20 protein-coding genes and 2 pseudogenes are annotated in these 22,031 nt (G+C 69.3%); 13 read left to right on the forward strand and 9 right to left on the reverse strand.

Going from position 1 to position 22,031, the window contains the following annotated elements:
• Positions 1-138: 138 nt before the first annotated feature.
• Positions 139-1,392, forward strand: a complete 1,254-nt coding sequence (locus tag ACFYYH_RS18175; RefSeq protein WP_388551745.1) for a GAF domain-containing protein — start codon at positions 139-141, stop codon at positions 1,390-1,392.
• A gap of 155 nt (positions 1,393-1,547) precedes the next feature.
• Here ACFYYH_RS18175 and ACFYYH_RS18180 read toward each other — a convergent pair whose 3' ends face one another.
• The gene (locus ACFYYH_RS18180) at positions 1,548-2,591 is read right to left on the reverse strand and encodes an alpha/beta hydrolase (RefSeq protein WP_388551747.1); all 1,044 of its coding nucleotides are present in this window, start codon (positions 2,589-2,591) and stop codon (positions 1,548-1,550) included.
• Positions 2,592-2,839: 248 nt separating this feature from the next.
• Here ACFYYH_RS18180 and ACFYYH_RS18185 point away from each other — a divergent pair, with 248 nt between their 5' ends.
• The 3 genes from ACFYYH_RS18185 (at position 2,840) to ACFYYH_RS18195 (ending at position 8,150) form a co-directional block, all read left to right on the forward strand.
• Positions 2,840-4,309, forward strand: coding sequence for an aldehyde dehydrogenase family protein (locus ACFYYH_RS18185; RefSeq protein WP_388551749.1), 1,470 nt, complete (start codon positions 2,840-2,842; stop codon positions 4,307-4,309).
• Positions 4,310-5,013: 704 nt separating this feature from the next.
• Positions 5,014-6,630, forward strand: a complete 1,617-nt coding sequence (locus tag ACFYYH_RS18190; protein ID WP_388552201.1) for an APC family permease — start codon at positions 5,014-5,016, stop codon at positions 6,628-6,630.
• The gene (locus tag ACFYYH_RS18195) at positions 6,627-8,150 is read left to right on the forward strand and encodes an aldehyde dehydrogenase family protein (RefSeq protein WP_388551751.1); all 1,524 of its coding nucleotides are present in this window, start codon (positions 6,627-6,629) and stop codon (positions 8,148-8,150) included. Before ACFYYH_RS18190 ends, ACFYYH_RS18195 begins: the two co-directional genes overlap by 4 nt.
• Positions 8,151-8,695: 545 nt before the next feature.
• Here the strand turns inward: ACFYYH_RS18195 and ACFYYH_RS18200 are convergent.
• On the reverse strand, positions 8,696-9,589 hold the full coding sequence (locus tag ACFYYH_RS18200; protein WP_388551753.1) for a LysR family transcriptional regulator: 894 nt from the start codon (positions 9,587-9,589) through the stop codon (positions 8,696-8,698).
• 238 nt (positions 9,590-9,827) lie between these two features.
• On the opposite strand from ACFYYH_RS18200, the gene ACFYYH_RS18205 reads away from it, so the two are divergent.
• Positions 9,828-10,532 (forward strand): YoaK family protein, encoded by a 705-nt coding sequence (locus ACFYYH_RS18205; protein WP_388551755.1) that lies wholly within the window; start codon positions 9,828-9,830, stop codon positions 10,530-10,532.
• Positions 10,533-10,837: 305 nt separating this feature from the next.
• Complete coding sequence (locus ACFYYH_RS18210; protein ID WP_388552203.1) at positions 10,838-11,920, forward strand: protein kinase family protein; 1,083 nt, start codon at positions 10,838-10,840, stop codon at positions 11,918-11,920.
• Positions 11,921-12,083: 163 nt separating this feature from the next.
• Here the strand turns inward: ACFYYH_RS18210 and ACFYYH_RS18215 are convergent, their stop codons facing one another.
• Positions 12,084-12,383 carry a YciI family protein gene (locus tag ACFYYH_RS18215; protein ID WP_388551757.1) on the reverse strand — a complete coding sequence of 100 codons (300 nt, stop codon included), beginning with the start codon at positions 12,381-12,383 and terminating at the stop codon, positions 12,084-12,086.
• Between the two features lie 125 nt (positions 12,384-12,508).
• On the opposite strand from ACFYYH_RS18215, the gene ACFYYH_RS18220 reads away from it, so the two are divergent.
• The 4 genes from ACFYYH_RS18220 to ACFYYH_RS18235 all read left to right on the forward strand — a co-directional run bounded on the left by ACFYYH_RS18220 (position 12,509) and on the right by ACFYYH_RS18235 (position 15,429).
• A complete protein-coding gene (locus ACFYYH_RS18220) occupies positions 12,509-13,012 on the forward strand; it encodes a winged helix-turn-helix transcriptional regulator (protein WP_388552206.1) in 504 nt (167 codons plus the stop codon).
• A gap of 516 nt (positions 13,013-13,528) precedes the next feature.
• A complete protein-coding gene (locus tag ACFYYH_RS18225) occupies positions 13,529-13,882 on the forward strand; it encodes a hypothetical protein (protein ID WP_388551759.1) in 354 nt (117 codons plus the stop codon).
• A gap of 183 nt (positions 13,883-14,065) precedes the next feature.
• On the forward strand, positions 14,066-14,875 hold the full coding sequence (locus ACFYYH_RS18230) for a hypothetical protein (protein WP_388551761.1): 810 nt from the start codon (positions 14,066-14,068) through the stop codon (positions 14,873-14,875).
• A gap of 26 nt (positions 14,876-14,901) precedes the next feature.
• The gene (locus ACFYYH_RS18235) at positions 14,902-15,429 is read left to right on the forward strand and encodes a DUF302 domain-containing protein (RefSeq protein ID WP_388551762.1); all 528 of its coding nucleotides are present in this window, start codon (positions 14,902-14,904) and stop codon (positions 15,427-15,429) included.
• A gap of 277 nt (positions 15,430-15,706) precedes the next feature.
• Here the strand turns inward: ACFYYH_RS18235 and ACFYYH_RS18240 are convergent, their stop codons facing one another.
• Both ACFYYH_RS18240 and ACFYYH_RS18245 read right to left on the reverse strand, forming a co-directional pair.
• Positions 15,707-16,042, reverse strand: a complete 336-nt coding sequence (locus ACFYYH_RS18240; protein WP_388551764.1) for an alcohol dehydrogenase catalytic domain-containing protein — start codon at positions 16,040-16,042, stop codon at positions 15,707-15,709.
• Positions 16,043-16,166: 124 nt separating this feature from the next.
• A complete protein-coding gene (locus tag ACFYYH_RS18245; protein ID WP_388551765.1) occupies positions 16,167-17,357 on the reverse strand; it encodes an MFS transporter in 1,191 nt (396 codons plus the stop codon).
• 79 nt (positions 17,358-17,436) lie between these two features.
• Here ACFYYH_RS18245 and ACFYYH_RS18250 point away from each other — a divergent pair, with 79 nt between their 5' ends.
• Both ACFYYH_RS18250 and ACFYYH_RS18255 read left to right on the forward strand, forming a co-directional pair.
• Positions 17,437-17,826, forward strand: coding sequence for a MerR family transcriptional regulator (locus tag ACFYYH_RS18250; RefSeq protein WP_388552209.1), 390 nt, complete (start codon positions 17,437-17,439; stop codon positions 17,824-17,826).
• A 298-nt stretch (positions 17,827-18,124) separates the two neighbouring features.
• Positions 18,125-18,226 (forward strand): annotated as a pseudogene (locus ACFYYH_RS18255) (IS630 family transposase); the annotation flags it as partial.
• 24 nt (positions 18,227-18,250) lie between these two features.
• Here ACFYYH_RS18255 and ACFYYH_RS18260 read toward each other — a convergent pair.
• A complete protein-coding gene (locus ACFYYH_RS18260; RefSeq protein WP_388551767.1) occupies positions 18,251-18,790 on the reverse strand; it encodes a GNAT family N-acetyltransferase in 540 nt (179 codons plus the stop codon).
• Between the two features lie 257 nt (positions 18,791-19,047).
• On the reverse strand, positions 19,048-19,344 hold the full coding sequence (locus ACFYYH_RS18265; RefSeq protein ID WP_388551769.1) for a hypothetical protein: 297 nt from the start codon (positions 19,342-19,344) through the stop codon (positions 19,048-19,050).
• Between the two features lie 120 nt (positions 19,345-19,464).
• On the opposite strand from ACFYYH_RS18265, the pseudogene ACFYYH_RS18270 reads away from it, so the two are divergent.
• Positions 19,465-19,569 (forward strand): annotated as a pseudogene (locus ACFYYH_RS18270) (transcriptional regulator); the annotation flags it as partial.
• Positions 19,570-19,713: 144 nt separating this feature from the next.
• Here ACFYYH_RS18270 and ACFYYH_RS18275 read toward each other — a convergent pair.
• Both ACFYYH_RS18275 and ACFYYH_RS18280 read right to left on the reverse strand, forming a co-directional pair.
• Complete coding sequence (locus ACFYYH_RS18275) at positions 19,714-21,417, reverse strand: DUF6895 family protein (RefSeq protein WP_388551770.1); 1,704 nt, start codon at positions 21,415-21,417, stop codon at positions 19,714-19,716.
• Between the two features lie 41 nt (positions 21,418-21,458).
• Positions 21,459-21,677: a hypothetical protein gene (locus tag ACFYYH_RS18280; RefSeq protein WP_388551772.1), complete on the reverse strand. Its 219-nt coding sequence runs from the start codon at positions 21,675-21,677 to the stop codon at positions 21,459-21,461.
• Positions 21,678-22,031 lie beyond the last annotated feature (354 nt).

Here is a 22,031-nt window from a genome sequence, read left to right on the forward strand (position 1 = left end):
GCCCGCGGGACGCATCAGACCAACAGACCAACAGACCAACAGACCAACAGACCAACTGTCGGCCGCCAGGACGCTTGCCGGGCGGTGCGGCCGGGGCGACGATGGTCGGGTCCGGCGCGTCCGACCGGGGAGGCTGTGTTGACCGACACCTGGGTGGCCCTGGAAGCGGGGGCCGATCCGGCCGAGCGCCGGGGCGTACTGCGCCGGGCGCACGAGTCGTTCGCGACGGCGGGACGGGTCGAGCGGCCCGTACGGTCCGTGGTGGCCGCCTCCTGGCGGCGCTCCGCCCGCGCCCGGGTGAGCCCCGAGGGCACGGCGAGCGTCGAGCTGACGGACGACGGGCTCACCGCGTACCGCGACGCGCATCCGCTCTCACGGGTGATGCCGCTGTTCCGTGAACTGATGGGTGCGTACGCCATGGACGGCGAGCATCTCATGGCGGTGTGCGACACACACGGCAGGCTGCTGTGGGTCGAGGGGCACCCGGCGACCCGCCTGCGGGCCGACCGGATGAACTTCGTTCCCGGGGCCCGCTGGTCGGAGGCCGTGACCGGAACGAACGCGCCCGGTACGGCGATCGCCGTGGACCGGCCCGTACAGGTCTTCGCCGCCGAGCACTTCCAGCGGCCCGTCCACCTCTGGACCTGTGCGGCGGCGCCCGTCCACGATCCGTACACCGGGCGCCTGCTCGGCGCGGTGGACATCACCGGCGGGGACCGACTGGCCCATCCCCACAGTCTGGCGTTCGTCGGCGCGGTCGCGCGGGCCGCCGAGTCGCAGCTCGCGCTGCTCGCGCCACCGCCCGGCGCCGACTCCCTGCGGCTGTCGGCGCTGGGGCGCGACGAGGCGCTGCTGGCGGTGGCCGGCCGCAAGGTCAGGCTGAGCCGCAGACACAGCGAGATCCTGACCCTGCTGGCACGGCGTCCGGAGGGCGCGACGGGTGACGAGCTGCTGGTGGAACTGTACGAGGACGAGTCCGTCAACCCGGTCACCCTGCGCGCCGAACTCTCCCGGCTGCGCGGACTGCTGGGCCCCGGGCTGCTGCGCTCCCGCCCGTACCGGCTGGCCGCGCGCGTCGACGCGGACTTCGACACCGTGACACGGCGACTGGCCTCGGGGGCGGTGGCCGCCGCGATGAGCGCGTACGACGGGCCGCTGCTGCCCGGCTCGCAGGCGCCCACCGTGGTACGGCTGCGGCGGCGTCTGGCGGACCAGCTCCGCGCGGCGCTGATCGCCCGGGGCGATCCGGGGCTGCTGGCCGACTGGGCGTACAGCCCCTGGGGCGAGGACGATCTGCCGGTCTGGCGGGCGCTCGCGTCCGTACTGCCCGTGCGGCAGCGCCCCGCCGCGCTCGCGCGCGTACGCGAACTGGACACGTGGCAGCGGCAGTGACGCGGACCGTGCGCCGCCGGCCCGCGCGCCCGTCGGACGCTCGGCACCGGACCGCTCGGCACCGGTCCGGTCGGCGCCGGTCCGCTCGGCGCCGGTCCGCTCGGCACCGGCCCGCCCGCCGCCGGACCGCTCCGTACCGGTCCACCTCGTGCCGGTCAGGCCGCCCCGATGGCGGCGGCGAGCATCGGCAGCGCCCGGGTGAGGGAGCGTTCCCAGTACGGCCAGGTGTGGGTGCCGGGACCGTAACGGTCGGCGGTGACATTCAGGCCGAGGGCCTGGGCGCGGGTGACGCAGTCCCCCGCCATCACATCGAGCACCGCCTCCAGGGCGTCGGGGGTGCGGCCCGGCGGATCGAGGGGGCCGGGCTCGCCGTTGCCACTGCTGATGTACACGGGAAAGCCGCGGGGCAGGCGCGAGAGGAGTTCGTACGCGTTGTGCTCCCGCCACAGGGCGGCCTGGGCGGTGGGATCGCCCCACAGATCGAGCGGATCGAGTCCCTGGCCCCTGACGATGTTCTGGATGCCGGTCGTGTACCGCGCCGTGTTGATGAGCCCGCTGAAGGACGCGGCGGCGCGGAAGAGCGTCGGGTGCCGTGCCGCGTAGTACAGCGCGCCGTGTCCGCCCATGGACAGCCCGGCCACGGCCCGCCGGTCGTTGGCCCGCAGTTGCTGCTCCAGGATCCGGCGGACCTCGCCGAGGTGGAACGTCTCCCAGGCGGGGGCCCCGTACCGCCCCTGGTTCCACCAGTCGGCGTAGAAGCCGGCCGGACCGCCCTCCGGTGTCACGATCAGGGCCGGTGTGCGGGCGGTGATGGCGGCGGCGTTGCCCCACCCGGTGGAGCCAGCCCCGCCACAGCAGCCGTGGAGCAGATAGAGCACGGGCCAGCGACGGGTGGGCGAGGCATCCCAGCCGGGCGGCAGCAGGACGGTGGCGTTGGCGGTGCGGCCGAGTGCGGGTGACTCGATCCGCAGGTTCACGGTGCGTTCGTCGACCCGCTCGGCGCCGAGGAGGCGTGCTCTGCGGCGGAAGGAAGGCGGCGTGGCGGAGGCGGAGGCGGAGGCCACGGCCGCGGAAGCGGAGGCCACGGATCCGGAGACCAGGGCCCCGGCGCCGACGGCGGCGAGCGCGGACACGGCGCGCCGCCGGGTGAGGGGGAACGGGGCGGGCACGTCTCGGGCGGAGCGGGGCGGTGGGGGCACGGTGTCTTCTCCGTCTCCAGATTTGTGCGGACCATGACAATCTCTTGGTTTGTCTTACGCCGGTGCTCCGGGCGTGTAAAGGCTTCTCACTCAGGAAGGGCCGACGGGGCCCCTTCCCCCAGTTCAGTGGATAGGAAGCGTTTTCTGTCGGTTTCCCCGTGGCTGTCTCTCGCACTGCGGAGTGGGCTCGATCTCCTTACTCTCGGTTCACGGGGCACCACGAAGGGTGTCCATATGGAGGAGCCGTCATGCCGGAGCTGTTCATCGGTGGCAGGTGGACCACTGCCGTCGGCGGGCAGGTGCGCGAGATCCGCTGCCCGGCGGACGGCACTCTGATCGCGACCGTGGACGAGGCCGGGCCGGAAGACGCCGTCGCCGCGATCGTCGCGGCTCGTGACGCCTTCGACCGCGGCCCCTGGCCCGCCACCCCGGCCGCCGAGCGGGGCGGGCTGCTGCTGCGCGTCGCGGATCTGCTGGAACGGGACAAGGCGGTCCTGGCCCGCGCCGAGTCCCTGGACACCGGGAAACGGCTGGTGGAGAGCGAGTACGACATCGACGACGTCGCCCGCTGCTTCCGCTACTTCGGCGCGCTGACGGCCACCGGCGGCACCGACCGGGTCATCGACACGGGAAACCCCGGGGTGGACAGCAGGGTGGTGCACGAACCGGTGGGCGTCTGCGCGCTGATCACCCCATGGAACTATCCGCTGCTCCAGACCTCCTGGAAGGTCGCCCCCGCCCTCGGCGCGGGCAACACCTTCGTACTCAAGCCCAGCGAACTGACCCCGCACACGGCCGTCTTCCTGATGCGGCTGCTGACCGAGGCCGGGCTGCCCGATGGCGTCGCGAACCTCGTCCTGGGCGCCGGCCCGACCGTGGGCGCGCCGCTCGGCGAGGATCCGCGGGTCGACATGGTGTCGTTCACCGGCGGTCTGGCCACGGGCCGTCGGATCATGGCCGCGGCGGCCCCGACCGTCAAGAAGATCGCCCTGGAACTGGGCGGCAAGAACCCCAATGTCGTCTTCGCCGACGCCGACTACGAGGCCGCCGTCGACTACGCGCTGACCGCCGTGTTCCTCCACTCGGGCCAGGTCTGTTCGGCCGGGGCACGGCTCCTGGTCCAGGAGGAACTGCACGACGCCTTCGTCGAGGACGTGGTGGCCGGGGCACGCGCGATCCCGCTCGGCGGCCCCTTCGACGAGCGCGCCCGTACCGGGCCGCTGATCTCCGCGGCGCACCGGGCCAAGGTCGAGGCGTATGTCGCGGCGGGGCTGGCCGAGGGCGCGGTGCTGCGCTGCGGCGGCGCGCGTCCGGACGATCCGGCTCTCAGTGAGGGCTATTACTATCTGCCGACCGTGCTGGACGAGTGCACTCCCGACATGACCGTGGTGCGTGACGAGTCGTTCGGTCCTGTCCTCACCGTCGAGACCTTCCGCGACGAGGCGGAGGCCGTGGCACTCGCCAACGACACCGTCTACGGGCTCGCCGGGGCGGTCTGGTCCCAGGACGTGGGCAGGGCGCACCGGGTGGCCGCCCGGCTGCGCGCGGGCACCGTGTGGATCAACGACTTCCAGCCGTATGTACCGCAGGCCGAATGGGGCGGGATGAAGCAGTCCGGCTTCGGACGTGAACTCGGGCCCGCGGGACTGTCGGAGTACCGGGAGGCCAAGCACGTGTGGCGCAATCTCTCGCCGAGGCCGCTGGGGTGGTTCGAGTGAGCACGGAACCCGGGCAGGACCGGACGGAGTCCGGCCCGGCGGACACGGAGCCGGGCCTGGCAGGCACGGCAGGCACGGCAGGCACGGCAGGCACGGCAGGCACGGCAGGCACGGCAGGCACAGAGTCACAGACGGCAGGTCCGGCAGGCGCGGCAGACGCGGAGTCAGACCCGGCGGGTCCGGAAGGTCCGGCAGAAACGGAGTCAGGTCTGGCAGGCACGGCAGGCGCGGAGTCCGGAACTGCTGATACGGAGACCAGTCCTCCGGCGCCGGGAACCAAGGCCGCCAAGGCTGACGGGTCCGCCAAGGCTGACGGGTCCGCCAAGGCCGGCGGGTCCGCCCCCGAGCCGGCCCTCATGGAGCCAGAGCCAGAGCCCGAGCCCGAGTCCGGTGCGTCGGCCCCTGAGCCGAACCCTGTCCCCACGGAAGCCGCGAGCCCCGCATCTCCCGAGCCCGGTCCGGCGACCCCGGAGACAGCCTCCGCCCACCCTCCGCCCGTCCGCCCGACCCCGCGCCCCACGCATCCCGGGCCCGCTGTGCCCCCGGACGTCTCCTCGCCGACGGAGACATCCCTGCCCACGCCGCCCACCGAGGCCCCGGCACCCGCCGCGCCAGGGGCGCACGCCGCGCCCGCCGCAGCCACCGTCCCCGCAGGACCCGCAGGACCCGCAGGACCCGCCCATAGCCTCCGTACCGCCGAGGAGATCCGGAGCCGGCACGACGGCGACCCGCTCAAGGCTTTGAGCTGTGAGCCGGAACTCAAGCGCATCTCGGGCAACTTCCACACCACCGCCGCGGGAATCAGCTACATCTCGATCCTGACCGGCACCTTCCTGCTCTTCTACTTCGGCGTCGAATTCGCCGGGTCCGGCCACTGGTGGTCATGGCCCCTGGTCTTCCTCGGCCAGCTCATGGTCGCACTGTGTTTCTGCGAGCTGGCCGCCCGCCATCCCGTCGCCGGTCCGGTCCACGGCTGGTCGGCGACACTCGGCGGTCCGCACCTCGGCTGGCTGGGCGGCTGGATGATGCTGACGGCCACGACGGTCTCCCTCTCCGCGGTCGCCCTCGCGTACCAGATGACGCTGCCGCAGATCTCGCCGTTCTTCCAGTTCGTGGGGACCGGCACGGGCAGGACCGACGCCGCGGCCAACGCCGTACTGCTCGGCTCGGGGCTGATCGTCTTCACCACTCTCGTCAACGCGTTCGGAGTCACGCTGATGGCCCGTATCAACTCGGCCGGGACGCTGGTCGAACTGATCGCCGCCGTCACTCTGATCGCGCTCCTGGCCGCCCTGCTCACCCGTGGTCCCGGGGTGAGCACCGGCACGGCCGGTTACGGCGTCGGCGAGTCGCTCGGCTATGCCGGCGCCTGTCTCACGGCCCTGCTCGCCTCCGCCTATGTGATGTACGGATCCGGATCCGACACGACGTCATCGCCCGGAGGGGAATCCGGCGACCCCAGCCGCGGCGCACCGCGCGCGATCCTGCGGGCGCTCATCGCCTCCTTCCTGATCGGCGGGCTCATCCTCCTCTTCGCGCTGCTGGCGGTACCCGATCTCAGTTCCAGAAGGCTGTCCGTGGACGGACTCCAGTTCGTGATGGTCTCCGCCCTCGATCCGGCCATCGGCGAGATCGTGCTGTGGTGCGTGGTCATCGCCATCACCGTGTGCGCGCTGGCGGTACACGCGGCCGGCATCCGGCTGGCCTTCAAGATGGCCCGCGACAACTGCCTGCCTGCCTCCTCGTGGCTCGCGCGGGTCAGCCCGCGCTTCGGAACCCCGGTGATCCCCACGATCGTCATCGGACTGGTCGCCGTCGGCGTCCTGGTGATCAACATCAATCAGCCGCGGATCTTCTCGGTCATCACCAGCATCGCGATCACCATGATCTCTATGGCTTATCTGATGGTCACCCTCCCGATGCTGGTGCAACGGCTCCGCGGCACCTGGCGGCCGGAGGAAGGCCGCTTCTCACTCGGCCGGTTCGGGCTGCCCGTCAATCTCCTCGCCGTGCTCTGGGGAATCGGCATGTCGGTCGATCTCGTCCGGCCGCGCCCGGCGGTCTCCAACGCGGAGTCGCCCTTCCCCTGGTATGCGCGCTGGAGTGTGCTCCTCTTCGTCGGCATCGTCGCCGTCGGCGGTTTCACCTACTACTGGCTCGTCCAACGCACACGCACCCGCACAAGCACCCCGGCACCCGCACCCGCACCCGCACCCGCACACATGAACCCACAGCAACCTGATTGCAACGTAGTGCTTCCTACCGTCGACGTGCGGCGTCCAACGGCGGGCGGCGCGGAAACCGGGAGGCCACCGAAATGACCCGTTACACCGCACCCGGCAGCGACGGCGCGATCGTCTCGTACGCGTCACGCTACGACCACTGGATCGGCGGTGAGTACGTCCCGCCGGCCCGCGGGCAGTACTTCGAGAACCCCAGCCCGGTCAACGGCCGCCCCTTCACCGAGATCGCCCGTGGCACGGCCGAGGACGTCGAGCGCGCCCTCGACGCGGCGCACGGCGCGGCGCCCGGCTGGGCAGCCACCCCCGCGGCGAAGCGCGCCAATATCCTCAACCGGATCGCCCACCGGATGGAGGAGCACCTGGAGGAGCTGGCGGTCGCCGAGACCTGGGAGAACGGCAAACCCGTCCGTGAGACCCTCGCCGCCGACATCCCCCTCGCCATCGACCACTTCCGGTACTTCGCGGGCGCGCTGCGCGCCCAGGAGGGCTCGCTCAGCGAACTGGACGACGACACCGTCGCGTACCACTTCCACGAGCCGCTCGGTGTGGTGGCCCAGATCATCCCGTGGAACTTCCCGATCCTGATGGCCACCTGGAAGCTGGCGCCCGCACTGGCCGCGGGGAACGCCGTCGTGCTGAAGCCCGCGGAACAGACCCCGGCCTCCATCCACCTCTGGATGAGCCTGATCGCCGATCTGCTGCCGCCGGGCGTCGTCAATATCGTGAACGGTTTCGGTGTGGAGGCAGGCAAGCCGCTGGCGTCGAGCCCGCGTGTGGCCAAGGTCGCCTTCACCGGTGAGACGACGACGGGGCGGCTGATCATGCAGTACGCCTCGGAGAACATCAAGCCCGTCACCCTGGAACTCGGCGGCAAGAGCCCGAACCTCTTCTTCGACGACGTGTGGGCCGCCGACGACGACTTCCGTGACAAGGCGCTCGAAGGTTTCACCATGTTCGCGCTGAACCAGGGCGAGGTGTGCACCTGTCCGTCCCGGGCACTGATCCAGGACGGCCACTACAACGAGTTCCTGGAGGCGGGCGTGGCCCGCACCGAGGCGATCGTGCCCGGGAACCCCCTGGACACCGCGACGATGATCGGCGCACAGGCCTCCAACGACCAGTTGGAGAAGATTCTTTCGTATGTGGACATCGGCCGACAGGAGGGCGCGAAGGTCCTGACGGGTGGCCGGCGGATCGAGTACGACGGCGAACTGTCCGGCGGCTACTACGTCCAGCCCACCATCTTCCAGGGCCACAACCGTATGCGGATCTTCCAGGAGGAGATCTTCGGCCCCGTACTCGCGGTCACATCGTTCAGTGACTTCGACGACGCGATCAAGACCGCGAACGACACACTGTACGGACTCGGCGCGGGCGTCTGGACCCGCGACATGAACACCGCCTACCGCGCCGGCCGCGCCATCCAGGCGGGCCGGGTCTGGACCAACTGCTACCACACCTACCCGGCACACGCAGCGTTCGGCGGCTACAAACAGTCGGGCATCGGCCGCGAGAACCACCGGATGATGCTGGATCACTACCAGCAGACGAAGAACTTGCTGGTGTCGTACTCACCGAAGAAGCTCGGCTTCTTCTAGACGCCGAAGAAGGGCGTCTGACCAGGGCAGATGCCTGTCAGGCGCCCTTCACGACGAACGCTTGAGCGGGGAGTCGAAACGCTCCCCAACTCCCCGTATCTCCCACCGATATCCCAGTTCTGACCAGCAGTTCCGGGGCATTTCCGGCGTTGCGCGCTTCCGCCAGGGACTTGGCGTAGTAGCGGAACAGGACCTGGATGCCTGCCCGGCTCTGCGGGCGCACTCCGCAGGCTCGACTCCGGAGGCCGGCCAGAACGAGCTGCCGGCGTAAGGCAGATTGCGGGTCTTCCGCAGGGCCACCGTCGTTACCTCCCGTGCCGTGGCGCTGTGGCCGAGGTGCTGGTCGGCGGGGAAATGGGTGCAGACGATGTCGCGCCGGGTCTCCTGGAAGACGTCGAGCAGATCCGCTTTTATGCGTTTTGCCGGAATTGCGGGTCGAGGCGTAGGAGACGGGCAGGGACGCTCCGGCCGGGGGAAAATGGCCCGGGAATTGCGCAGCAGAGTCGACGCCGAGCGCGGTCGGCCACGGATTGCGGGACAGCCGTTCACTTACGGGAGTTGGCGGCATGGTTCGCCGCGGCGCCGAGCGCGTCGAGGAGAGCTTCAGTGGCCGCCGCGGGGCGGCGACGGGCGCTGACGGCCGCGGACAGCTGCCACGTCAGATCCGGCGCCTGGAGAGGAATCACGCACAGGCCGTCGCCGGTGCCCACCGCCGAGGCGGGCATCAGGGTCGTGCCGAAACCGGCGCCGACGAGCTTGGCCATAAGCCCGTAGTCGGCGACCTCGGTCGCCACCTGCGCCGGGCCGAGCACCCGGTCCACGGTGTGCCGCACTCCCCAGCCCGGCGGAAAACGCAGGATCGACGCGGCCGACAGGTCGGACGGTGTGATCGTGGCCCGCCCGGCCATTGGGTGGTCCGCACGGCAGGCGAACACCAACGGCTCCTCGATCAGGGGTCTGAGCACGATCCCGTCGGGCGGCCGCTCGCCGCTGGCCGTCAGCGCGACATCCAGCGAACCGTCCAGGATCGCCCGCAGGTTGCCTGTGGAGCCGGCCGACGACTGGCGCAATTGGACAACGACCTCCGGATGGCGCGTCCGTAGGCCGGTGAGCACCATGGCGAGGTCGAGGGGCCCCGTGCTGAACGTACTGCCGAGCACGACCGTCCCCCGTACCCGGCCCGAGACGGCGTGGACCTCGTCCCGCGCGCTCCGCACGGCGTTCAGCACACGCTGGGCGGCGGTGCGGAGGGCGTCCCCGTGCTCGGTCACAGCGACGGGTGTGACCGAGCGGTCGAACAGCGCTACGCCCAAGTCCCGCTCCAGCCGGGCGATCGCGCTGGACATCGCGGACTGCACGATGTGCGCCTTCCGGGCGGCGGCGGTGAAGCTCCCGGTCTCGCAGCAGGCGAGGAAGTACTCCAGCTCACGGATTTCCATGGCGTGAGTCTACGGAGAGCCATCGATCAAATCGATGGGGTCCAACACTTGTGATCGTTGGACATGATGAGGAGCGAGGCGGACGCTTGGAACGCCACTCGACGAGGCGCACCGCCCGACGGGGCACCCGAGCGAGTGGCCCGCCGTGCGCGGTTGGGCCCCTGGACGTCGGTCGCCCCGCCGGTTCCTGGGGCCCGCCGCCCTCCCTGCCCCGTGGTCCATCGAAACGAAAGCCACCATGGCCATCCCCTCCCCTCTCAGCAACCGCCCGACGGTCGCCGCGATGCTGGCGCTGACCGCGGTGACCGGACTCATTGATACCTTCAGCTATCTCCACCTCGGACACGTATTCGTCGCCTATATGACCGGCAATATCATCTTTCTTGGTGCCGGCCTGCAACCGGGTGCCCACCTGCTGGTAGCCGCCTCGGCCACCGCCGTCGGCGGGTTCGTCCTGGGATCGCTCACCGGCGGCCGTATCGCCGCACAGCTGTCCCACCGGCCGCGCCGCTGGCTGGTCGCGGCCCTCACCACCGAGACGGTCATGCTCGCCCTCGTCGCTCTGCTCACCGTCGGCGGGCAGGCCACGCCGGGCGGGCGTGGCGCGTACGTTTCCATCGCACTGCTCGCTCTGACGGCCGGGCTCCAGAACAGCACGGTCCGCCACTTCGGTGTACCCGACCTCAACACCTCTGTGCTGACGGTGACCCTTATCGGGCTGACCGCCGACAGCGCCCTCGGCGGTGGCCCCGGGGCGAAAGCCCGTCGCCGGCTCGGCTCGGTCGCCGCGATGCTCGGTGGCGCCGTGGTCGGCGCGGCCCTGCTCCCGGTGTCGGCCACGTCGGTCGTCGCGCTCGCCACGGTCCTGGTGGCGTCGGCCGCCGGCGCCTTCGCCGCCGGGGGAACTCCCGGCACGGCCGAATCCGTGCTGGGAGTTCCGTGAAGCCAACCTGGGCATTTCTGTGAACTACCCGTGGTGGCGGGGGCGGGGTTTGAACCACGTGACCTCTGGGTTCTGAGCCCAGCGAGCTACCGAGCCGCCTGTCAACGTCGCCGCCACAAAAGTCTGGCGATCCCCGAGGTCCCGGGCCCGAAGCTGAGCCCGCCGGACATGTTCAACCACGCCGTCGCCCGCGCCGGCAACCTGCGGATCCCGGCACGGCCGAACTTCGCTGACCTTTTCAACATAGGGTCGGTGCCGTACGTGTGACTGCCGAAGCCCTGGGTTCGGGCACCGAGGAGCCGTCGATGCTGGACCAGGATTTGCAGCGCGCCGCGCGCCTGGCCGGTTACGGGACCGTGAGCACTCAGCTCTCCTTGCTGAGCGACCACCAGCTCGGGGAGGTCGTGGCAGCCGCTACCCCTCTCGGGACGGGCATCGGCGGCAGGTCGGCAGAGCTGGACGTCAACGGAACGCGCGTCTTCGTCAAACGGATCCCTTTGACGGACACCGAATTGCGCCCGGAGAACATGCGGTCGACGGCGAACGTCTTCGTACTGCCGATGTTCTACCAATACGGTGTGGGCTCGGCCGGGTTCGGCGCCTGGCGGGAGCTTGCCGTGCACACCATGACCACGAACTGGGTTCTCGGCGGCGAGTATGCGGGATTCCCTTTGATGTACCACTGGCGGGTTCTGCCTGACTCCCCTCCCGAAGGATTCACCGACGAGTTCGGGGGCCTGGAGGGGGCCGTCACTCACTGGGAGGGATCGCCCGCCGTTCGTGACCGGCTGGAGGCCATCGGCAAGTCCTCGTGCAGCCTGGTTGTCTTCTTGGAGCACGTGCCACACACACTCGCCGGATGGCTGGCCGACCACCGCAAAACCGCCGGGCCGGACGGCAGGGACGGCTCGCCCTTCCGCTGGGTGGAGGAAGCTCTGATGGACGGAGCCGCCTTCATGAGTTCTCGCGGACTTGTCCACTTCGATGCTCACTTCGACAACATCCTGACCGATGGCCGCCAGCTCTATTTCGCCGACTTCGGACTTGCCCTGAGCTCCCGCTTCGACCTTACGGCGGACGAGTCCAACTTCCTCGCGGACCACCTCGCGTACGACCACTGCTACACCGCGAGCCACCTGCTCCAATACCACTTGCTCGACGGCGTCCGCGGTGACACGGAACGCGAAGTCTTCCTGCACGACTGGATCGCGGGCCGGCGACCTGGCGACATCCCGCCCGAGATCACGGCCATCATCGACCGGCACGCACGCCCTACCATCGTCGTGGACTCCTTCTTCCGCCGTCTGTTCACCGAGAGCAAGCAGACGCCGTTCCCGGCCGCGGAGATCGAGCGGCAGTTGGACGCCGGCGCCCCAACCCCGAGCTGATCCACGCCCTCGCCTCGGCTGCCACGGTCGCTGTCCACCGACGGGCCTCCCGGTGCCCCTTCCCGGGCTCTACACCCATCCGGCAGTAGCTCGGGGCACCTTGCCCCACGTGGGTGAGCTTGAGGCTTCCTTTGTCCATCTGACCTTCGCCTGTTGTCGCGTCTCAGGCCACTGGGCCCGCTGGAAACAGATCGGGACGCGCTCCCGCGATTTCCCAGAGCTTCAGCTCGCAGTTCGCAAACGTTCCGAACGCGGTGTAGGGGTCGGCCGCTACGATTGCCTGAGCCTCTGCGAGCGAGGCCACCTCGTAGAGGAACAGCGCGCCGCTGCCGTCCGCGAAGGGGCCGCCGGCGATTAGCTTTCCGCGTTCCATCAGCCGCGCCACATAATGGCGATGGCTCGGGCGTGCGGCTGCGATCTTTCCCCGGTCCGGGACATATGTCGCGATGTTGACGACCTTCATCGCCCAGCCTCCTGTTCGACCCCCGGATGCATCGCCAGCAAAGCCCGCACAAGGCGTAGGATCATAGCGCTGACTTGTACTGTGAAAGTCAGAGTAAGTCGCCACGCGAGGAAGTGGACATGAGTATGCAGCAGTCACCCCACTCAGGCGTTCCGTGCCCGATCGGAAGGGCGTCCTCAGCGGTGGGGGACAGGTGGATTCTGTTGATCATGCGTAATGCCACGCTGGGTATGACGCGGTTCGAGGAGTTCCGCTCGGAGCTGGGTATTGCCGACAACATTCTTTCCAATCGGCTCGGCCGTCTGGTTGAGGCGGGCCTGCTGACCAAGACGCCCTACCGTGACGAGCACGGGCGCGGGCGCCACGAATACCGCCTTACCAGGGCGGGCGCCGATCTGCTTCCCGTACTGAACGCGCTGGCTGTCTGGGGCGAGGCACACACCTCCCCTGCGGAACCGGCCGAGCCCATGAGAGTCTTGCACTCCCTCTGCGGACACGCCCTTGACGCGCGGCACTTCTGCGAGAACTGCGACCGGCAGGTCGTACGTGGTGAGATCGCCTGGCTGCGCCCTTGGCGCTCTCCGGAGCCTGCTCTCATCGCGGACGCCGTGCGCGAACCGGCTCCGTAAGGCGTCAGCCCGTCCTGCGAAGTCGAAAAGGATCTTAACGGCACGTTGCGGTCTACGGGCCGGCCGAAAGCCTTGCGGTAGTCGGTGAACGCAAAGAACGCTTCGGCTGGGGTGCAGAGCCTGCCCTGTTCGACAAGTTCGGCGAGCTCGGCGCAGACGGCTTCGATCTCCCGTCGCGGAGCGCTTCGGATCCAGTTGACAATCCAGAACCCGCGTACGCCCGGTTCGCGGTAGACGAGATCGGCTGCGGGTACGGCTACCGGTGTCCGGGTCAGGGACGAGTAGCCGATCAGCAGGATCAGTTTATCCACGGGCCGCAACGGCAGGGTCAGTGCGTCGCCCGGGTGGAAAACGGAATGGCCGATGACAAAACCTCTCCTCGGGGGCGGATCCCTGCTCCCACAGTCGGCGGCACCCCGCAAAAGCGCTCGAAGTGAACAGACGTCCCGCATGCTGGATCTCCTCCTCGACGGCCTGCGTTACCGGCCCCCACGACCACAGTCCTGACCCTGCCCGGTGCGCGCCTGGGTGTGTTGTCTTTTTGGCGTCCGGGCATGGCTGGGCGTGGGTTGCGTATTGAAAGTTACGGGGTTACGTTCGATGTGTGAAGGGGCCATTTTCGGCTTGCCGCCGCTCGGCACCGAGCGGATGGCCAAGCTGTCCGAGGCGCGGGCCACCTGGGACGAGATATGCGCCCTGCGGATCACGCTCCACGAGGACGCCGATGACCACACCGCCTTCACGACCGACCAGCCCAGCACCGCATTCGCCGGCTTCGGCAACCCGGCTCAACCACAGGCCGACCGTTGTGAGGGTGGGCAACGCATTCGTCAAGTCGCCTCGCAAAAAAACACGGCGAGAAACCCATAACAACGAATGCACGCACTTTCCGCGGGCCCACCCTGTAGACCGGTGACATCACACCGCAGTGAATGCCACCCAATTCGGTCAGGCCACCCCGGAACTGGCCACCCCGGAACTGGTCGCCCCGGAACTGGTCGCCCCGCGAGCAGGCCGGCGGCTGGCAGAAAGCGGGAAAGGAAGGCCCCTGTTATGAACGCACTGCTCAACCGCGTCATCGACGCGAACGGCGGCCTGGACCTGTGGTCCAGGATCTCCACCGTCACCGCGGACGTGTCCGTCGGCGGTCCGATCTGGGCCGCCAAAGGCTGGTCCGATGCCCTGCGTGACCTGACCATCACCGTGGACACCCGGCGGCAGTACGCCGTGATCACACCGTTCACCGCACCCGGCCTCAGTGTGGAGTTCGACAACACACGTGGCACCGCGCTCGACGGGGTGCCCGCCACCGGGGAGCCGGAACGCGTAGTGCTGCGCGACGAGGCCGGCCGGATCGTGGAAGAACGCCCAGACCCACGTGCCGCCTTCACCGGCATGCTGCGCTCCACACCGTGGGACGCGCTGCACCTCGGCTACTTCCTCGGCTACGCCCTGTGGAACTACTTCACCACACCGATTCTCCTGCTCCGTCCTGATGTGCGGACGTGGGAGATCGAACCGTGGCACGAGGCCGGCCAGACCTGGCGCCGTCTCCGCGTGCTGTATCCCAGCACCCTGGCCACACACAGCCTGGAGCAGACCTTCTACTTCGACGCCGACGGCCTGCAACGGCGCATGGACTACGTCAACGAGGTCATGGGCAGCGCTCTGGTCGGCCACTACAGCGGCCATCACCACTCCTTCGACGGCCTGGTCTTCCCCACCCGCCGACGCACCTTCCGCCGTAACCCCGACGGCACGACCAACCTCAACCTCCCCTCCATCACCATCGACGTCCACGGCGTCAAGGCCGACGAGGCCGACACAGCCGCCGCGGGCAGGCCGATGCCCGAGAGCGGTTGACGCAAGAAAGAAAGCAGGTGACTTCGATGAGCACTCCGTCCGACCAGTACACCGAATACCCCGCCCGACGCATCGACGTCCTCCTCCCCCAGCCCTACGACGACGCCGTACGCCGCTACGAGGAACTCGTACCCGCCATCGACCTCGCCCGGTTCGGCGTGCTGGGGAGCTGGGACGCCGTACGCGAACAGGCCGAGATCAACGCCCCGTACGGCTTCATGATCTTCTCGAAGGTCGACGTGACCAGCCTGATGGCCACATCGCCCTCCGGCTGGAAATGCTCCGAATACCTCATGGGCAACCAGGTGATCGCCCAGCGCATGTACCACCACGACCCGGCCGTGACACTCCACGCGCCGCTGCGCACGGTCCTGTACGCCGACGCCGAGGGCCGTACACACTTCGCCGTCGACCAGCCCTCGTCCCACTTCGCCTCCTACGGCCGTCCCGAAGTGACCGAAGTCGGCCTCTACCTGGACGGACTGCTCGCCCGCCTGCTGGCGCTCCTGGGGGCAGAGGTGCCCGATCTGCTGAAGGGCAGCGTGCCTGTGTGACGACCAACAGGAACGTCAGGGAAAGAGAAAGGGAAGGAATCACTACCGCTCGAGGTGAGTTGCTCAGTAGGGCAATCCCCGTTTCCTGCCGGCCCCTTGAACGGTGTGCTCTCGGCTGCGGGCTCAGGAGCCCGCAGGAGGTCTGCGGGCAGGAAGGTCGCTACGTATCCGAGGGCGGATTTGAGGGAAATCCCCAGGGGGCGGATGCTGCACATCGTGGCAGTCTTCGAACCCCTCACCCAGGGCCCGCCAGGCCCCATCGTCATTGTCGGCCAGCTCACCGGCCGGTGAGCCCACCGAGCAGCCGCCCCCTACACCGCATGGCGGATGACCGCAGGGCGTGGGAACTGTCCGGTGCGACGTCTGTGCGGTACGGCAAGCCGGGCGCCATCGCCTGCCACCACATCTCGGACACGTGCGTCGCGCCGTTCACACATGGTCTCCGGGGGCGGTAGCCGGGGTAGCCGGTGGCGGTGACGGTGACGACTCCGGCCAGGTCCCACCCCGGGGTGGCGGGGAGTTCGGACCCGGCCTCCCCTGCGCGGGTCTTCCAGTCCACCGGGTTCAGGCTGCTGGCGGCGGTGCGGAGGCTGCTGGCGGCGGTACGGATCACTACCTCGTCGGCTCCTGGAACCGGGCTGGGGAACCTCCCGGATGGACAGGACTTCGGGCCTGCCGTGGCGGGCGATCTGGATCGCGTGCATGGCGACCTCCTTTGCGAGGTGGGTGGACAGGGATCAGGCGGCGATCGGGCCTTCGGGTCCGGCGTCCTGGGCCGACGTCCGTGTCCGGGGCAGGACGAGATAGGTGAGGGCCAGTCCGATCAGGCTCAGCACCGCCCCCGCCAGGCCGGTCCAGCGCAGAGCGCCGACGGCGACAATCGCGCCGCCGATGACCGAGCCGGCTGCGGCGCCGAGGTTGAAGGCGCCCACGTTGACGGAGACAGCCAGGGTCGGGGCGGTGCCGGCGTGGTGCAGGATCAGTCCCTGCAGCGGGGCGATGGTCGCGGTGGCGAGCAGGCCGAGTGCCAGGACGGCGGCCACGGCGGTGGGCTGCCACACCACGGCGAACGGGACAAGCAAGAGAGTCCCCGCCAACCCGCCGAAGACCCCGCGTACGGTTGCGCTCATCGACTTGTCGGTCAGCCTGCCGGCGGTGAGGTTGCCGAGGAAACTGCCCGCGCCGTAGGCGAGCAGCAGACCGGAGACCGCCCCGGCGGAGAAACCGGAGACGCGGGTCAGCAGCGGGGCGATGTAGGTGAACACCGTGGCGACCCCGGAGAAGCCCACCGCGGTGGTGGCGACGGCGAGCATGACCTGCCGACGTGCCACCACGCGTACCTCGTCACGCAGTCGCGTGGACGGTGCCTCCTGCCGGGGCAGTACGGCGGCCAGGAGCATGGTGCCCACCAGGGACAGAACGGTCAGCACGGCGAACGGAGCCCGCCATCCGGCACCCTGCCCGAGCAGTGCCCCCAGGGGCACTCCGAGGAGCGTGGCCACGGTGAAGCCGGAGGCCACGGTGGCGATGGCCGAGCCCGTCTTCTCGACCGGGACCACCCGGGTCGCCGTCACCAGCGCCAGGGCCAGGAAGGCGGCGTGGCTGAGTGAGGACACCACACGGCCCAGCAGGAGCAGACCGAACGACGGTGCCGCGGCGCTGATCGCGCTGCCCGCCGCGAACAGCAGCATCAGGCCGATGGCGAGCCCCTTGCGCGGCAGTCGCGAGGTCAGCAGGGCCACGAGCGGCCCTCCGACCACGACTCCGAGCGCGTATGCGGTCACCGCTTGCCCGGCGGTGCCCACGGAGACGTCCAGATCCTCGCCGACCTGGGGTAGCAGCCCGGCGATCAGGTATTCCGAGGTACCCACGACAAAAACGCTTGCGCACAATGCGGCGAGCGTCGCGAAACGCTTGTTCACGTTCATGCCGCAGACGCTAAAGTCTCATATCGGTATGAGAGTCAAGTCGAGCAAGCAGTGTCCGCGCGATCATCAGGAGGTCCATGTGCGTATCGGTGAGTTGTCCCGGCGGACCGGCGTGGCCGTGCACTTGCTGCGCTACTACGAGGAGCAGGGTCTGCTCCACCCGCAGCGGCGCCCCAGTGGTTACCGGGAATACCTCGAAGAGGACGTTGCCGTCGTCCGCCGCATCCGCAGCCTGCTGGCCGCCGGCCTGAACACCTCACTAATCGCCACGGTCCTGCCGTGCCTGCGGGACACCGGCGACCGTCTCGTCCCCACCTGCTCGGACCTGCTCGCCGACCTCCACCGGGAGCGTGCCCGCATCGCCCAGGCCATCAGCGACCTTCAGTGCTCCATGGCCGCGCTCAATGACGTCATCGCCGCGGCCCCGGCCGACGTCACTCGCCGGGCACTGACCTCGCTCGGCGTATGAAAGAAACGGTTCTCATGAGCGACCCTTTGCCCGAGCAGGATCACCTGAAGGCCGGGAAGCCCCTCCGGACCGGATCGAGAGGGCAATGAACCCCTGTAGCAGGCGGTGTGCTGCGCCCATGTCGCGCAATTCGCCCTCGTAGCGAACGATACCGGCCAGAAGGTTTTCTCGGTCGGCAGCCAGTTCGCCGGTCAGCACATACGCGCCGACCATCGCCGCGGTCGTCCCCTGGCCCGTCGCGGGCGAAACGCTGTACCCGGCAAAGCAGGGCAAGCCCGACCGGCTGCCGACGACATACCGCCACCCCGACGTGCTCGCCGCTCAGAGCAGGGAACGCGCCCGCGTACGCAGCGAGAAGGGCCTCCGCTGGGGTGGACGCCCCCTCGCACCCGCGGCCTGATGGAACGACCCCAGCGTGAGAACTTCAGATCCTCGTGCTGCGGGCGATGCGGTACAGCACGTTCGAACGCAGTGGCCCTTCGGGCTCGGTGGGGTCTTCGAAGTCGTCAGCCGGGTCCCGGGTCATGCCGATCCGGCGCATCACCGCCTGCGAACGAAGGTTGGTGGCTGTGGTGACAGCGAGGATTTCAGGAAGCTCAAGAGTGTCGAAGCCGTGGGCCAGGACTGTCAGCGCGGCCTCGGTGGCGTAGCCCTGGCCCCAGGCCGAGCGGGCGAGCCGCCAGCCGATCTCCACTCCTGTGAACGGCACGTCGTCGTCCACTTCGTCCAAGCCCGCGAAGCCGATGAACTCGCCCGTGGCCTGCACCTCAACCGCCCACCACCCGTAGCCTCGCTGGTCGAACTCGGTCTCGAATCGCGCCACGGAGGCATCGCTCTGTTCGCGGGTAAGCAGGTCGCCCAAGTGCTCTCGAACTTCGGGATCGGCATTCATCGCCGCCCACGGTTCACGGTCGGAGTCACGCCATCGGCGCAGGACGAGGCGATCGGTACGCAGTTCAGCCATGCTGCCCAGCCAACGCGAGCTCTGGCCCCGAGGCAATCCCTTTTTCTTCCGGGTGGCACCGCCACCCGGAAGCACGGATCGCTCCTGGGGTGTACGAAGCGACACCGACCCGGCGAACCTATGCGGTCACAGCACTGGCAAGGCGGCGACGTCCGCCGCAGGATCCGGGCGGACATTGCGAACAGGCACGGCCACCCCTCTGGGCGGTACGCCCGGCCCGGCGGCTGCCGCGCGGCCGCTCCTGCGGGCGCCGGGCGTCAGCCGCGCGCCGCCGGGCCCGCGATACCGGTCATCTGGTGCAGGGTGCGGGACAGCAGGCGGCGCTGGCTGAGGGCGTTCCCGGTGTGCAGAAGATACGCGGCCGGGCCCGCGGTGGCCAGGGCCGTGCTGCGCGCCTGGCGGAAGGTGTGGCCGATGGCGAGCAGCCCGAACCCGGCGGCGACGGCACCGGCCACGAGCGGCTGGCCTGCGAGCCAGGCGCCGCCAACGAGCGTCACGCTGGAGGGAAGCTGCGTCTTGACGTTGATGGCGGCTGTCCCGGCGCCGAGGTTCATCCCGGCCAGGCATTGGCGTAACTCGTCCAGGGGTACGGCAAAACGGTCGAAGAGGCGGTACGCGCCTTGCTGGCCGGCGAATTGGTCGCCGGCACGAGGCAGTAGCCGGAGAGGGACCCCGTGGTTACCCAGCAGGTCAGACACTCGTCCGAGGACGGAGACGTAACGCGCGCCAACTCTCTGGCCCGCGAGATCTTCTCCGGTGTGGCCGACAAGTGGGCGCTACGGTCAACGGCATGTGCGAGTGGACCCGCCGGTACCTGGACGAAATCGAGGCGGCCCGAGGGCGCTTCGACGCGCAGGACAGCCGCGCGACTCGATGAGGCCGACCGGTCGAGGATTCCCTGCAGGTCGCTGACAGTGCGGACATCAGGAAAGGACGGCGGGGGTTGTCGCTTCCTGGCCGCTGTGTGGTGTGCCGGGGTCGAGGTGTGCGCCGGCGAGGGCCGTGACGATGCTCTGTGTCCAGGACAGCCTCGCTCGTTCGCGGCTTGCCGGGTCGTCACAGGCGGGGTGCCCGAAGGCGCCGTCCGGGCTCTGCTGGGCGAGGACGAACGTGATGGCGTCCTTGGTGACGCGGTGGCCGGCCCATCCTGCTCGGACGAGTTCGCGGACGGTGCCGGCGACGTGCCCCAGTCGGTACTCCCGCCAGGCATCGGGCAGAAGTACGGCGGCGGCCTCGGGTGCCTTCTGCTCCGCGGACGCGCCGGTGGTCAGGGCAATGGCGCGCTGGGGCGGGATCAGTCCGAGCTCGGCGAGGCGCTGAACATTGCGCGCCGCCTGCGGAGGCACGGATTCGAGGCGGCCGACGACCGTCGCGGTGAACGCGAGAAACTTGTCCAGTGAGGGACAGGTGATCCCCAGCGCACTCAGACCGGCCGCGAACTCCCCCGCGACCTCCATCCCGCCTGCCTGCCATACATCAGGGTCCGCGTCCGCGAGCAGTTCCGCGAAGTGCAGGAGCACCGGGCGGGCGATATCAGGTTCGCCCACGGCCGCGGCACCGTAGGCGGCAGCAGCCGCGGCGGGCAGCCCTCGACCGGGTTCCTGGCGCATGCCCGTGTTGCTGAGCCACATCGCCGCGTGGCGAATCGGCCGTTCCAGTTCGGGGCGGGTCCGGGGTTCGGCGGGACGCCGCCCGCGCACCGTTCTGGGGCTGCGGTCCAGGAGAGCGGCCAAGGCGGCGACAATGGTGGTGTGGTAGCCGGTGGCCCAGTGCTGATACGCGTCGTCGCCGTCGGCGAGTTTGGGGTGGACGACCCCCTGCGGACCGTTCACCCGTCCATCGGGTTCCTGCACGGACGCGATGAAGTTCCAGGCTCGCTCGGCTTCCTTGGATTCCCTCACGCCGAGACACAGCAGGCAGCACAGCAGTTCCCCCACCAGGTCGGCGTTCTCCCGCCCCCGGGTGAGCAACAGCAGTGCCTCAAGGAGTTCGACCGCTTCACCCGGATCGAATCCGTGCGGCCAGCGCGGTACGCGCAGCCCGAAATCCGTGGCATAGAAGATGGTGTGGGTGATGGCGTAGATATCGCGGTCGGTGAGTTTGATGATGTTCGGGCTGTTGCAGAGCAGTGTGAACGGCAGCACGTCATCCAGGGCGGGCAGGCTGTGCTCGATCTGGCAGAGGTGCAGGGTGTGGAGGAGATCGAGCTGCCGGTACGGGATCCGCTCGAAGACCGTCGCGTAGCCGCTCGCCGCGATCCGCTCGACGATGCGACGGAACTCGGGGTCGTCGCGTCCGCACAGCCGCAGTGCCGCGTAGGTGCCGGCGTAGAGCAGGAAAGCGGCCTCGTCCCGGGCGATGAGTTCCCGGTAGGAGGGGCGGGCGGTGATGTCCTGGACCTGATCGAGGAGCGTGGCGTAGTCACCGTCCAGCGGATCGGGGTCAAGGCGCGCCCGCAGGCCCACAAGGAACGCCGTTTCGATCAGGGCCTTGCGTGCGAACAGCACACCGTCCGGGCCTGCGTTGCCGGGATCGATCAGTGTGCGGCGCGCGGCGAGCCAGGCCACGGCCCGGTCCTCCACCGCGCGCCTCTGGGCCGATCCGCTGCCGGGCTGCGTTGTGTTCATCAGATGCCTCCCGGCGATCGACGACTACCGTGGATTCGGGATCAGCGGGTGGTTCCGGGCTCGGGGTCCGCGGCATCCGCGATCTCGTTGGCGACGACGAGTACATAGCGCTCCCACGCGAGTACGTATCCCGCCACGTCGTCGAGTTGGCTGATCCGGTCGACAACGCTCTCCAGCGGAAGCGAGAGATCGACAAGACCGCTCGTCCTCAGGAACTCCAGGGCCTTGCGGGCGTCGCTCGGGGGGCATGTTGCTGTCATGGCGTACTCCTGCTGTTGGGGAGGGGAGCTGCGGCGGGCATCGCTTCCCGTCAGAAAGGAGTCACCGTTTCCAGCCGGGAGATGTCGGCCCCGTCGTCTGTCCCCGCGTAATAGGCCAAGTCCATCGCGGCAGCACAGTCACGCCGTCGCTGGCTGCCAGGGCAAGCAGGCTGGACAGCAGGCAGGCAGGCCGCCGCTCCCGGACAGGAAGGGCGGCCCACCGGATTGGACCCCATCAGTAACCCATCGGGGTGGACGCGCCAGCAATGACTTTGACGCCACATCACCCGAATGGACGGCGCGGCGCCGGCAAGGTGAGTACGTGCACCGTTGGGAGCGCCGGGCGCGCCGGTA

The organism is Streptomyces sp. NPDC002018 (genome assembly GCF_042890865.1).
Classification (GTDB): Bacteria; Actinomycetota; Actinomycetes; order Streptomycetales; family Streptomycetaceae; genus Streptomyces.

What these genes read in the sequence shown, in the direction of transcription:
- ACFYYH_RS18185 (WP_388551749.1), top strand. Translation starts at nt 2,840, where the DNA reads ATGCCGGAGCTGTTCATCGGTGGCAGGTGGACCACTGCCGTCGGCGGG.
- ACFYYH_RS18195 (WP_388551751.1), top strand. Translation starts at nt 6,627, where the DNA reads ATGACCCGTTACACCGCACCCGGCAGCGACGGCGCGATCGTCTCGTAC.
- ACFYYH_RS18200 (WP_388551753.1), bottom strand. Translation starts at nt 9,589, where the DNA reads ATGGAAATCCGTGAGCTGGAGTACTTCCTCGCCTGCTGCGAGACCGGG.
- ACFYYH_RS18205 (WP_388551755.1), top strand. Translation starts at nt 9,828, where the DNA reads ATGGCCATCCCCTCCCCTCTCAGCAACCGCCCGACGGTCGCCGCGATG.
- ACFYYH_RS18210 (WP_388552203.1), top strand. Translation starts at nt 10,838, where the DNA reads ATGCTGGACCAGGATTTGCAGCGCGCCGCGCGCCTGGCCGGTTACGGG.
- ACFYYH_RS18215 (WP_388551757.1), bottom strand. Translation starts at nt 12,383, where the DNA reads ATGAAGGTCGTCAACATCGCGACATATGTCCCGGACCGGGGAAAGATC.
- ACFYYH_RS18220 (WP_388552206.1), top strand. Translation starts at nt 12,509, where the DNA reads ATGCAGCAGTCACCCCACTCAGGCGTTCCGTGCCCGATCGGAAGGGCG.
- ACFYYH_RS18230 (WP_388551761.1), top strand. Translation starts at nt 14,066, where the DNA reads ATGAACGCACTGCTCAACCGCGTCATCGACGCGAACGGCGGCCTGGAC.
- ACFYYH_RS18235 (WP_388551762.1), top strand. Translation starts at nt 14,902, where the DNA reads ATGAGCACTCCGTCCGACCAGTACACCGAATACCCCGCCCGACGCATC.
- ACFYYH_RS18245 (WP_388551765.1), bottom strand. Translation starts at nt 17,357, where the DNA reads ATGAACGTGAACAAGCGTTTCGCGACGCTCGCCGCATTGTGCGCAAGC.
- ACFYYH_RS18260 (WP_388551767.1), bottom strand. Translation starts at nt 18,790, where the DNA reads ATGGCTGAACTGCGTACCGATCGCCTCGTCCTGCGCCGATGGCGTGAC.
- ACFYYH_RS18265 (WP_388551769.1), bottom strand. Translation starts at nt 19,344, where the DNA reads ATGAACCTCGGCGCCGGGACAGCCGCCATCAACGTCAAGACGCAGCTT.
- ACFYYH_RS18275 (WP_388551770.1), bottom strand. Translation starts at nt 21,417, where the DNA reads ATGAACACAACGCAGCCCGGCAGCGGATCGGCCCAGAGGCGCGCGGTG.
- ACFYYH_RS18280 (WP_388551772.1), bottom strand. Translation starts at nt 21,677, where the DNA reads ATGACAGCAACATGCCCCCCGAGCGACGCCCGCAAGGCCCTGGAGTTC.